Source organism: Parashewanella curva (assembly GCF_003675895.1).
GTDB classification, from domain to species: Bacteria; Pseudomonadota; Gammaproteobacteria; order Enterobacterales; family Shewanellaceae; genus Parashewanella; species Parashewanella curva.
Map to the genome: position 1 here is coordinate 45,800 of NZ_ML014757.1, position 11,477 is coordinate 57,276.

An 11,477-nucleotide genomic window follows, 5' to 3' on the forward strand; every position below is an offset into this window, starting at 1 on the left:
GCGTGACGTTATGATTCAGCTGATCAGTCATTTGCAACAAAACTTACCCGTGAAGCTTCGAGCATACCTGCACTTCTCAAGTTTGGCTGGAGTTGTTGTTTCTAGCCTAGCGAGTTATTGGCTATCAGAGTTTAAAATGACACCTAACTCTCCTCACTTAGCTGAAATGGGTGTCTATATCATCATTCAGTTCAGCGTGATGGGGCTATTCATGTTATTAGCTTGGACGACAGCTCCTGCTTCCAACAAATTGAAAGACTTTAAACTGATTTTGATTGCAGCCGTGATTGCTAGAGTAGTTTTGCTTGATGTGACTCCCTACACCTCAAATGATGTCGATAGATACTTGTTTGATGGACGAATTGCCTACGAAGGATTTGATCCTTATCGAATCAGTCACGATGCACCAGAACTAAAAGAGCTTAGAGCTCAATGGCAACCACCTCAAGAACACGAAAAATACGTCACCTTGTATCCGCCTGTAGCATTAAGTTTATTTGCTTTGGCTGCATCAGCAGGTGTTGAACATGCTCAAATGGCGTGGAGTGTTATCTTACTTATCAGTGGTCTACTTACCTTATATTTTTCTGCAAAAGCATTGCAAAAGCAGGGCAAGCTAAAACATCTACCTTTAGTCGCCCTATCTCCATTATTGATTTTAGAAACAGGTGTTGGGCTTCATCTGGATACACTTTCAGCATTGAGTGTGATTGTGGCTGTTTATTTGTGGCTACAGCAGCGATTTGTGTTGACAGGGATCATGATTGGAATAGGAATGTCGACAAAGATATTACCTATGATGTTGTTACTGCCCTTTTTGTTCTTTTTACTTGGCAAAAAAGAATTCAAAACCTTTGCAGTGCTACTGGCTAGCACAATTCTAACCGTCGTCAGCATTTATTCACTCACCATTGCACTTGGTTATCATCCAGTTGGTAGCATCAGTGTCTTTTTTGAAAAATGGCGATTCGCCTCTCCTCTATTTAATTCACTCGATGCTTTTATATCTGGCTATCCGCTGATTTTAACTCTAATAGCGATTGCGACAATTATTTGCTTGTTAATCGGTTTTGTCAGCTTATCGTCATCGCATTTAGCATCAAAAGACAGTAAGTTAGCTTGGTGTTTACAGCTTTCTCTGGCTGTACCTCTGTTTTTAAGCCCAGTGCTATTTCCTTGGTATTTAATGCCCTTGCTCCCATTACTGGCATTAAGACCGAACATTTATTTAATTGCTTGGACATTATTAATGCCTCTGACTTATGAAGTCATTGGTGATTTCTTATGTTGCCAGCAGTGGCAACCAGCACTATGGCCAATCATCATTCTTGGAATTCTATATCTAATAACAACAACTAAACTCACAAAATGGCTTTACCAAAATAAATCATTACTAAAATTAAAAAGCCATTTGAGCAATGACAACCAAAGAATAAGTACCTGTCGATAAGTACTTTGAAAATTGTTGTGCTCGGCTTTTGTGCAATACAAGGCGCAATGAAGGGCGCATAGCCTAAGCCATGTAACCGGAATTGCAACGCCGTAAGTGCTGAAGCTGAGCGCAAGAAATCTTAAGAAACTTATGGTCAGGTACTTGAGGAACGCATTATGATCACAGCAATCAAAAACTATACTCATTGGCTTCATGGACAGTGGCCCGATGGAACACCAGAAAAACTCCCTCTCGTTAATATTAACGGCACCACAAACATAAAAGGCGTTTATGTCGTTGGTGATCTCACAGGCATACCATTACTCAAGTTTTCGGCAGACACTGGCGCAAAAGCAATTAGACAGATTGTCAATGAAGATGCTTTTTACAAGCGAACTCACAGTGATGAAATAGCTGATGTCATCATTGTCGGTGGTGGTGTCAGCGGCTATTCCTCAGCGATTGAAGCCAAAAAGCATGGGTTAAGTTTTACATTACTTGAAACGAATCAGCCATTATCAACCATCGAGAACTTCCCAAAAAACAAACCGATTTATACTTATCCAACGAATTTAGAGCCAGAAGGTGAATTAGAGTTTACGGACAAAATCACCCACAAAGAAAATTTATTGTCTGAATTAAAAGCGCAGCTGACTAAGTTCGACATCAAGGCAGAGATTGCTAAGGTGAGCCATGTAGAAAAATGCTCACAATATATTGATGTAGTCCTAGAAAATGGTGACAAATTAAAAGCCCATAGAGTTATTATAGCCATTGGGCGTTCTGGTGGATATCGAAAACTCAATATTCAAGGTGAAGAGTTAGAAAAAGTCAGTAATCGTTTGATCGACCCAGCGGTTTACGCTAATAAGAAATTATTGATAGTCGGAGGTGGTGATAGCGCACTTGAATCCGCTATCGCAACCGCCAATGAAAAAGCCGAAGTGACACTTTCTTATCGCAAGGGAGAGTTCAGTCGTGCGAAAAGTGAAAACGTTGAACAGCTCTACCAACTGGCAAATACCAACCAAATAAAATTAAGATTAAACACCAATCTTAGTGAAATCACTGAAAGTAATGTCACTCTTACTAATCAAAGTGGTGGGCCTGAAACACTAGAAAACGACAATGTTCTTTTGGCTACGGGTCGTGAAGCGCCTCTAGATTTCTTCAGACGTTCTAAAATCAACATTCAAGGTGAAAGTACTTGGCAAGGCTGGATTGCTTTCGTTCTATTTTTAGCAGCGATGTTCGCCCTTTACGATTGGAAAGGCTTTGGTTTTTTAAACGCTTTTTGGAGTACTTTTTCCTATCCAGATCAAATGCCAACACTGATTTCTGGTTGGGGCGAATGGTGGCAGGCACAAGTTAATGATCGAAGCACCTTAATTGGAACACTAGCGATTTCATTAAAAAGTCGTTCTTTTTATTACACCTTGCTTTATACCATTATCATCGCCATTTTTGGTTGGCAAAGGATTCAAAGGCGAAATACGCCTTATGTCACCAGACAAACCTTAGTGTTATTTTCGGTTCAAGTACTGCCACTGTTTTTACTGCCCGAAATCATTCTTCCGTATCTAGGTTATAACGGCGTTTATGATGCTGGCTTTGGCAAAATCTTTGCTGACACCTTATTCCCAAGTTACATCTCAGCTCAAGACATTGCCGCTCAAAATTGGCCTGTCTGGGGACATCACCGTGCCTACTGGCATGCCTACAGTTTAATCCTCGCTTGGCCATTAAGTGTCTATACAGTATTTACCGATACTCCACAAATCGCTTGGCTAGTCATTGCTGCATTACAAGTGTTAGTGATCATACCTTTCATTGTGTACAAATGGGGTAAAGGTGCTTATTGCGGCTGGATTTGTTCTTGTGGTGCTATGGCTGAAACTTTAGGGGATACTCAACGCCATAAAATGCCGCATGGTTCGAAATGGAACAAGCTCAACATGCTTGGGCAATTCATTTTATTGCTCGCAGTGACTTTATTGATTATCCGTATTCTAGGCTGGATATTCCCAGATACTTGGATGAACGGGATGTTTAACTTGATCTTCAAAGGTGAGAACTCAAGCGGTCAGTTAGTCAACGGCTTCAGCTACAAGTGGATCATTGATGTTCTGTTTGCAGGCGTACTAGGCTTTGGTTTGTACTTTAAATATTCAGGAAGAACTTGGTGCCGTTTCGCCTGCCCGCTTGCTGCACTTATGCACATTTATGCTCGCTTTAGTAAGTTCGCCATTGCCAGTGAAAAATCTAAATGCATCAGCTGTAATTTATGTACCAGTGTATGTCATCAAGGCATTGATGTGATGGCGTTTGCCAGTAAAGGGAAACCTATGGTTGATCCTCAATGTGTTCGTTGTTCAGCCTGCGTAAGCACATGTCCAACCGGTACTTTGTCTTTTGCACAAATCAATCGTAAAACATCTGAAGTGATAAAAACTGACTCACTTGCTGCAAGCCAAGTACAAATGGCGGAGAAAGCAAAAGCCCACGGAGTGATAGAGGTACAAAATGTATAAGGATTACAGAGTAGCAGTAGTGATCCCTGCCCTAAATGAAGAAAACGCCATTGGCGTTGTTACATCTGCGCTGACTGAATTGGAGTTTGAAAATCAAAAAGTGATTGATGACATTGTTGTCTGTGACAATGGCTCAACTGATAACACAGCGTCAGTAGCACAATTGGCGGGAGCGATTACAGTCAGACAAAACGTTCCAGGATATGGTATCGCTTGCTTAACGGCTATCGAACGCCTTCCCGCTTGTGACATCGTTTTGTTTGTTGATGGTGATGACTCCTGTTTTGTTGAACAAGCCATTCCTATGCTTGAGGGTATCGTCAAAGGTGATGACTTAGCCATAGGTTCACGCAATCTAGGTAAAATCGAAGAAGGCGCCCTCACCCAAACTCAAATGTTTGGTAATTGGCTTTCAAGCCACCTCATCACCTTGTTCTGGGGACAAAAAATTACCGATCTTGGCCCATTTCGCGCCATTAGATATTCGGCATTGCAAGCTATCGATATGCAAGACAAAACCTTTGGCTGGACGGTGGAAATGCAAGTCAAAGCCATTATTCATGGAATGAATGTCAATGAATATCCCGTAGATTCAAAAATCCGAATTGGTGAGTCTAAAATAAGCGGCACTTTAAAAGGTTCAGTAAAAGCAGGAATCGGCATTTTATCAATGATAGGCAAGCTGTTTTTAACTCAAGCTCAACTTAAACGCAGTACCAACCGTATATGAAGAAAGTCGTATTCACCATTTTTAGTCTAGTGATAGCAGCACTCTTATATAAAGGCTATTCCTTTTATTCTGCTATCACACCTCAGGCTAATACTTTTTGGCAAGTAAGTAACCAAAACAGTACCCAAATAGTCGACCATCAAGCTTGGCAGATATTGCTCGATAGATACTTACTAGAAGAGGAAAACTTTCGAGTTTTCAACTATTCGACTGTTTCAAGTGCCGATAAACAAGCGCTCAAAGATTATATACAATCATTAAGCTCAATCGACCCTAGACAGCTTAATCGTAACGAGCAGCTAGCCTATTGGGTCAACCTCTACAATGCATTAACAGTGGATTTAGTAGTTGAGCACTACCCTATCGCTTCTATCAAAGAAATCGGAGATGGAATAACCGGCCCTTGGAATATCGAAGCCATCGAAATTGCAGACCAAGCCGTTACCCTAAACCAAATTGAACACAAAATCTTACGCCCAATTTGGCAAGATCCAAGAATCCACTATGTTATCAATTGTGCCAGTTTAGGTTGTCCTGATTTACCCTATAAGGCTTTGAGTAGTAGTGATATTGAATATCAGCTCAATCAGGCTGCGGTTATGTTTATTAATCAAAACAAAGGCGTCGATATCAACAATGAGAAACTGGTACTCTCGAGTATTTATAATTGGTTTTCTGAAGACTTTGGGGAAAACCAAACTGAACTAATGACGCATATATCACAATTCGCTAAGCCAGAGCTGAAAAACAAACTTGCTGAAATCACCAAGCAAAAGTCATTCAATATAGAATTTCAATATGATTGGAAATTAAATGTGCCATTGGCAGGTCATGTTAATTAAGTAAACATTAGTTTAACAATCAATGAAGAATCCAGTGCCGACACTCGTTGTTTTTTGTAAAAGGCCTAAGCTCAATCAAGGTAAACAACGATTAACACAAGATACAAGCCCAGAAAGTGCGTTAGCAATCGCCAACGCATTGTTGGCTTGCGCAATAGAAGACGCCAGAGCATGGGCTGGGCGTGTCGTCTTAGCTTGTGCCCATCAACAAGACATAAGTTGGATGCAAGCCCAACTGCCCGAAGCCACAATTATAGGGCAATTACCGCTTGATCAGGATGGCAATTTAGGCGAGCGTATCAACTATATTGATTCACAGCTTAGAAAGCTTGGCCATCGCCAAACTTTTTATATTGGCACCGATGCACCAATGTTAGATAAATCCCATTTCCTTTCAGCACTTGATGGTCTTAACGAGCATGATATAGCGTTAAGTCACGCACGAGATGGCGGAGTGGTGATTATGGCTAACCGGACACCATGGCCGAATATCAAACATTTGCCTTGGAGTACCGATAAACTTGGTGAGTCACTTGCAAACGCTTGTCTGAACCAAGGATTAACCGTAACCTCAACTCTTGGTGGCTACGATATTGATTATGTAGCTGACATCAAAATACTCTACCAAGATCTCCAAGGAGATCCACGCCCAGCGCGACAAAAATTGCTCAAACTTATTTCCGATTTATTTTTTCAGGATGTACCCAAGATGACTCAGACTTCTTCATGCTGCAGCCCTAGCTCAGACACAAATAAAGCCGATGACGCTACCCGTGATTCGGTAAAAGACTACTACGGTAAAGTCCTAGAAAGTTCAGAAGACTTACAAACCAATGCCTGCTGTACTGATGACAGCTTATCTCCTCAAATGAAAACCGTGTTATCTAACATTCACGATGAAGTGCTTACCCGTTACTACGGTTGTGGGTTGGTGACCCCTGAATCGCTTGAGGGTTGTCACATTCTAGACTTAGGCTGTGGCGCGGGACGCGACTGTTATGCCTTAGCCCAATTAGTGGGTGAGCAAGGTTCAGTTATCGGTGTCGATATGACAGACGAGCAGCTAGCCGTTGCAAATAAATACATTGAACACCACCAGCAAAAGTTTGGCTACGCAGAACCGAACACACGCTTTCTAAAAGGCTATATTGAAAAGCTTGATGAACTTAATATTCCTGATAACAGCATTGATATCGTCATTTCCAACTGCGTGATTAACCTCAGTCCAGACAAGCATGCGGTTTTAAAAGAAGTATTCCGAATTCTAAAGCCGGGGGGAGAAATTTATTTCTCTGATGTCTATGCAGATAGACGAGTTCCTCGACACCTAGTGAATGATCCCCTACTTTATGGTGAATGCTTGAGTGGCGCCCTCTACTGGAACGACTTTGAGAATCTTGCCAAGCAAGTTGGCTTTGCAGAACCAAGGTTAGTCACCAGCCGTGCGATCACCATTGATAATAATGATCTAGCAGCAAAGCTGGATGACATTCGATTTACCTCTGCTACCTATCGTTTATTCAAAGCAGAGCAATTAGAGCCTCAGCCTCAAGATTATGGCCAACAGGTTGTATATTTAGGCACGATCCCTGAACACGAGAAAAAATGGCAACTGGATACTGCAACAAGTTTTACTCAAGGCTTAATTACACATGTAAACGGAAATGTTTGGCATAGTTTGAAGCAATCTCGTTTTAGCCAACATTTTGAGTTTATAAATGAAGGTGATGGACATTTAGGGTTTGATCAATCACAGAAACTGCGTACAAGTTTAGACTTCGACTTCCGAACAAGTTCAACAGTACCGTCATCAAGCTGTTGCGCTCCAGCGCAAACCAACATTACGAGTTGCTGCTAATGGGAATTGCAGAGCAAATCACCTCTTGGACGCATACACCTTTAGGCGATGAGCGAGGCTACATTCAGCCTCACTCCCTAAAGGAGTTATGGTTTCATACAGGTACAAAATGTAATCTGGAATGTGACTTCTGCTTGGAAGGTTCTAGTCCGTCTGATAAACGCTTGCTTTCACCAAAACTTGAAGAAGTGATGCCTTTAATCGATGAAGCGATAGAGATGGGCGTTGAGCAATTTTCGTTTACAGGGGGGGAACCCTTTTTAGCCAAAGACATCATCGCCATCTTAGACTACGCCTCACGATTCAAACCTTGTTTAGTACTCACAAACGGTACTGAGCCTCTACTTAAACGATTAGATAGTCTTATCGCTTTAAAAGCCAAAAATCAAAACCAGATTTCGTTTCGCATCAGCATTGATTCGCCTAATGAGCAAAAGCACGACTTAGGGCGTGGTCATGGCAATTTTTCCAAAGCGTTTATTGGAATGCGAAAACTACATCAACATGGATTTTCAGTGTCTTTAGCACGTCATATCGAAAATGGAGAAGATCAAGCTCAAGTTGATAAGCAGTTCCAAAATCTATTTGCTCTTAATGGCTTACCAGCAGACATGAACATTGTGGCGTTTCCAGACTTTCTACCGCCGAACTCACTGCCCCATGTGCCACACATCACTACCCATTGTATGACGGCTTATCAGACGGAAGAACAACGTAACAACTATATGTGTGCTAACTCAAAAATGATCATTAAGAAAGACGATTCAATGCAAGTTTATGCATGTACTTTGGTTGATGACGATCCTGATTACTTTATGGGTAATAGCTTACAAGAAAGTATGCCTAAAAAGGTCAACCTTAAGCATCATAGATGCTATAGCTGCTTTGCCCACGGCGCCAGTTGTAGTGAGATGTGAAAGGAGCTTAAGTGGTTGTTTAGAAAAGAAGCAATAGTGTGAACGGCCGTGTACTGACGACTGTGACACCCTGTCACGAACGGTTGGTTTATCTCACTATTGCTTCCCTGACAGCTATGAGCACTTTTACTCTGAGCGTAAGGGAAATTAATACTGGAGGAATGAAATGAAATCTATTTTATTTTTATGTACAGGAAACTCTTGCCGTAGTCAGATGGCTCATGGCTTTGCCAATAAAATTTTGGCAGAACAATTTGACTGTTATTCAGCAGGTGTTGAATCTCATGGTCTTAATCCTACTGCCGTACAAGTAATGCAAGAAGTTGGCATAGATATCAGTAATCATAAATCAAATACCCTTGATGAATACCAAAACAAAGATTTTGACTATGTGGTTGCGGTTTGCGAACACGCCGCAAACAACTGCCCTACTTTCACTCAAAAAAATCAGCTGATCAAACGTCAGTTTGACGATCCACCTAAATTAGCAAAAGAAGCAACCTCTCATGAAGAAGCGTTAAATCATTACCGCCGAGTAAGAGATGAAATACAAAATTGGGTTTCTGGTCTAACTAGATTGAATCATACTCGTGATACCTGAAGATGCAGGATTTCAGCGAGAATTAATTGCCATTTAGGTAAGGCACTTACCCGCAGTAATAGTTGTTCTATTTCAAGGGGAAGTAACGCAGCATAAATGGCAATTAAACTCGCACTTCGTGGGCTTTTCAGCATTGATTCTTCTTTGTTGTGAAAGCTTAAATTAGCTCGCTAGTTCTGCACTTTCACGCCGCGAATAATACAATGCTGAAAAAGCCCTGAAAGTTGCATCTTCAAGTATCACGAGTATAAAAGGAACAACAAATGTTAGCAATTATCGGCGGCACTGGTATTTACAATATCGAAGGCCTAATCACTATCGAAAAGCACGATATCAGCACCCCATTTGGCAAACCATCTGCTGAAATCATTCGAGGCGTCTATCATGGCAAAGAAATTTTATTTTTACCCCGCCATGGAAGTAACCATCAGCTATTACCATCAGAAGTTAATTACAAAGCTAATATTTGGGCGCTTAAGAGTTTGGGGGTAAAGCAAATAATTGGCTTATCTGCTGTAGGCAGTCTCCAACAAGAAATCGAACCTGGCGATCTTGCCATTGCTGATCAATATTTTGATTTTGTAAAAGGCCATCGTGAAAAAACGTTTTTTGGAAATGGACTAGTAGCCCATGTATCTACAGCGGAACCTACTTGCTCTGCCCTTGCACAAAAGATCTCAGAGGCAGCGATTAAGTCTGAAGTTAGGTTACACACAAATAAAACCTACGCTTGTGTAGATGGCCCAAGGCTAGGCACTAAAGCAGAGAGCTTATTTTTAAAAAATGCGGTTAATGCCGATTTAGTGGGCATGACCAATGTACCTGAAGTATTTCTGGCTTGCGAAGCTCAAATTTGTTATTGCACTATAGGCATCGCCACTGATTACGATTGTTGGCAAGACGATCCTGCACACCATGTTACGGTTGAACAAGTAATAAGTCGCTATGGCGCTAGCTTAGAAAAAGCAAAATTAGTGTTGGCAACTTACATTCAAGGTACATCAGCAGTATGTCAGAGCCGCTGTAATCATTCGTTAGAAAGCGCTGTACTCACACCTGCTGAATGCTTATCTGAAGAAAATAAGCAATTGTTTGAAGTTTTGTCTGCTTAAAATCACTTTAAGTCTGGCTATTAAAAATGACGTAAAAATCACTTCCTTATTAATAGCCTACATATTATCAATAAAGCTAAACATTTCTATTTTAAAATTAGGATAAGAATTCGACTTAAATTTGGTTTGATGCGACCTTTTTATGGACAAAAAAATTGAAAATCAAATCGTTCAGCTTAAGACCAGCCTCTAGAAAGAAAGCTTTTTTTGATGAAATTTTAAAAGTCTACTCTGCTTAAATATAAGTCTCTTTTGAACTAGGAATTATTGGGGCTACTCGCTTAAGTTTTGGCTTCATATCGTGAGCTTCAACATAGGGTTCAAAAAGGCTAATCATGGCGTCGTCCATTGTCTCTAAGGCAAGAGAGTAAGGTGTTTGTCCTAGTTCATTTTTAATGAGAGCACCTTCTGGATATACCGAGAGTAAAGCTTTAACCTTCGTCAGTTCCGTTTTGATGACAGCTATATGCAGGGGTAGTTGTTTGTCATAATTTTGCATTTGCGCAAGTATTGGAGCCTTTTTGATAAGTATCAAGAAGGCGTTTGTACTTGCGTAATACAGCGCAAAATTTAGTGCTGTTTCATTATTTCTTAAATCACATGTAACCGGAACACCTATTTCAATAAGTTCTTGCAGCAGTTCTGCTTTATCCGTCATCATTGCATGGAATAGTGCTGCAACTCCATGTTCGGCAAGCGTAACTTGTCCTCCGCGCAATAAATAGGTATATATTTCTTTTTGCTGGTGGATTAAAGCGCTACAAAAGACAGTTCGACCAGAATAAATTTTATGATGACCAGAAATACCTGACTTTTGAAAAAGCTTTTGGAATATTGCCTTATTGCCTGCTTGGATTGCTTTGTATAGCATTAGTGACCAATTTAAATTTTTATGATTTACAAGACGAGTTATCCGTTTTATCAAATAATTAAAAGCCGTATAATTTTTTCCTCAATAGCGACTTCCAACAATCTAGACAGGTCGACTTTTTCTTCTCCAATACAGTGCTCCAATAGAAACTCAATCCGATCTGGAATTCCTGTTTTTATCCAACGAATTAAACTCTCCGTTGATATAGTACATGTGAATGTTGCTCCATATTTCATTAGCACATTTAAGAAATTGATATCCATTGTCTTATTTCTCAGTGCCAACTCCATAGGAGCATATCCTTGAGCATCGGCGACATTTAAATCAACAGAGTGATTTACAAGAAGTGCAACGGCTTGTTCAAATAGCTCAAATTCGGAACTAGCATCGAAATTCTTAATCAATATGTGCAATACAGTTGGGCTATTTTTTGAACTTTGGTCTCGACAATCAATTCCTTTTTCTGAACACTAGCAGGTCGAAAATTGAAAATTAAGCCTTTGTAAATATCGCCAAGTAAACGGGTTTCTTTATATCGAGATTGGTGTATTCAGGGATCACGGCCTTCTTCCAATGTTTTGCG

At 40.6% G+C, this 11,477-nt stretch carries 11 protein-coding genes; 8 read left to right on the plus strand and 3 right to left on the minus strand.

Annotated elements, in window-relative coordinates:
* The first annotated feature begins 10 nt into the window (after positions 1–10).
* The 7 genes from D5018_RS03390 to D5018_RS03420 all read left to right on the plus strand — a co-directional run bounded on the left by D5018_RS03390 (position 11) and on the right by D5018_RS03420 (position 8,911).
* On the plus strand, positions 11–1,450 hold the full coding sequence (locus D5018_RS03390) for a glycosyltransferase 87 family protein (protein ID WP_121837579.1): 1,440 nt from the start codon (positions 11–13) through the stop codon (positions 1,448–1,450).
* A 158-nt stretch (positions 1,451–1,608) separates the two neighbouring features.
* Complete coding sequence (locus D5018_RS03395) at positions 1,609–3,963, plus strand: NAD(P)-binding domain-containing protein (RefSeq protein WP_243637369.1); 2,355 nt, start codon at positions 1,609–1,611, stop codon at positions 3,961–3,963.
* Positions 3,956–4,693 carry a glycosyltransferase family 2 protein gene (locus tag D5018_RS03400; protein ID WP_121837580.1) on the plus strand — a complete coding sequence of 246 codons (738 nt, stop codon included), beginning with the start codon at positions 3,956–3,958 and terminating at the stop codon, positions 4,691–4,693. The genes D5018_RS03395 and D5018_RS03400 overlap by 8 nt, the downstream gene beginning before the upstream one ends.
* Positions 4,690–5,535, plus strand: a complete 846-nt coding sequence (locus D5018_RS03405; RefSeq protein ID WP_121837581.1) for a DUF547 domain-containing protein — start codon at positions 4,690–4,692, stop codon at positions 5,533–5,535. Before D5018_RS03400 ends, D5018_RS03405 begins: the two co-directional genes overlap by 4 nt.
* Positions 5,536–5,557: 22 nt before the next feature.
* Positions 5,558–7,393, plus strand: coding sequence for a DUF2064 domain-containing protein (locus D5018_RS03410; protein WP_121837582.1), 1,836 nt, complete (start codon positions 5,558–5,560; stop codon positions 7,391–7,393).
* Positions 7,393–8,310 carry a radical SAM protein gene (locus D5018_RS03415; RefSeq protein ID WP_121837583.1) on the plus strand — a complete coding sequence of 306 codons (918 nt, stop codon included), beginning with the start codon at positions 7,393–7,395 and terminating at the stop codon, positions 8,308–8,310. Before D5018_RS03410 ends, D5018_RS03415 begins: the two co-directional genes overlap by 1 nt.
* Before the next feature lie 166 nt (positions 8,311–8,476).
* Positions 8,477–8,911: an arsenate reductase ArsC gene (locus tag D5018_RS03420; protein WP_121837584.1), complete on the plus strand. Its 435-nt coding sequence runs from the start codon at positions 8,477–8,479 to the stop codon at positions 8,909–8,911.
* Here D5018_RS03420 and D5018_RS21605 read toward each other — a convergent pair.
* A complete protein-coding gene (locus D5018_RS21605; protein WP_165904986.1) occupies positions 8,893–9,045 on the minus strand; it encodes a hypothetical protein in 153 nt (50 codons plus the stop codon). The genes D5018_RS03420 and D5018_RS21605 overlap by 19 nt on opposite strands.
* Positions 9,046–9,174: 129 nt before the next feature.
* Between D5018_RS21605 and mtnP the strand changes: the two genes are divergently transcribed.
* Entirely contained in the window at positions 9,175–10,023 is an 849-nt protein-coding gene (gene mtnP / locus D5018_RS03425; protein ID WP_121837585.1) for an S-methyl-5'-thioadenosine phosphorylase, read from the plus strand.
* Between the two features lie 235 nt (positions 10,024–10,258).
* Here mtnP and D5018_RS03430 read toward each other — a convergent pair whose 3' ends face one another.
* Positions 10,259–10,894, minus strand: coding sequence for an ankyrin repeat domain-containing protein (locus tag D5018_RS03430; RefSeq protein WP_133309223.1), 636 nt, complete (start codon positions 10,892–10,894; stop codon positions 10,259–10,261).
* A gap of 50 nt (positions 10,895–10,944) precedes the next feature.
* On the minus strand, positions 10,945–11,298 hold the full coding sequence (locus tag D5018_RS03435; protein WP_121837587.1) for a hypothetical protein: 354 nt from the start codon (positions 11,296–11,298) through the stop codon (positions 10,945–10,947).
* Positions 11,299–11,477 lie beyond the last annotated feature (179 nt).

Bases quoted from the DNA above. Each gene is read 5' to 3' on its own strand.
- D5018_RS03390 (WP_121837579.1), top strand. From the start codon at position 11: ATGATTCAGCTGATCAGTCATTTGCAACAAAACTTACCCGTGAAGCTT.
- D5018_RS03395 (WP_243637369.1), top strand. From the start codon at position 1,609: ATGATCACAGCAATCAAAAACTATACTCATTGGCTTCATGGACAGTGG.
- D5018_RS03400 (WP_121837580.1), top strand. From the start codon at position 3,956: ATGTATAAGGATTACAGAGTAGCAGTAGTGATCCCTGCCCTAAATGAA.
- D5018_RS03405 (WP_121837581.1), top strand. From the start codon at position 4,690: ATGAAGAAAGTCGTATTCACCATTTTTAGTCTAGTGATAGCAGCACTC.
- D5018_RS03410 (WP_121837582.1), top strand. From the start codon at position 5,558: ATGAAGAATCCAGTGCCGACACTCGTTGTTTTTTGTAAAAGGCCTAAG.
- D5018_RS03415 (WP_121837583.1), top strand. From the start codon at position 7,393: ATGGGAATTGCAGAGCAAATCACCTCTTGGACGCATACACCTTTAGGC.
- D5018_RS03420 (WP_121837584.1), top strand. From the start codon at position 8,477: ATGAAATCTATTTTATTTTTATGTACAGGAAACTCTTGCCGTAGTCAG.
- D5018_RS21605 (WP_165904986.1), bottom strand. From the start codon at position 9,045: ATGCTGAAAAGCCCACGAAGTGCGAGTTTAATTGCCATTTATGCTGCG.
- mtnP (WP_121837585.1), top strand. From the start codon at position 9,175: ATGTTAGCAATTATCGGCGGCACTGGTATTTACAATATCGAAGGCCTA.
- D5018_RS03430 (WP_133309223.1), bottom strand. From the start codon at position 10,894: ATGCTATACAAAGCAATCCAAGCAGGCAATAAGGCAATATTCCAAAAG.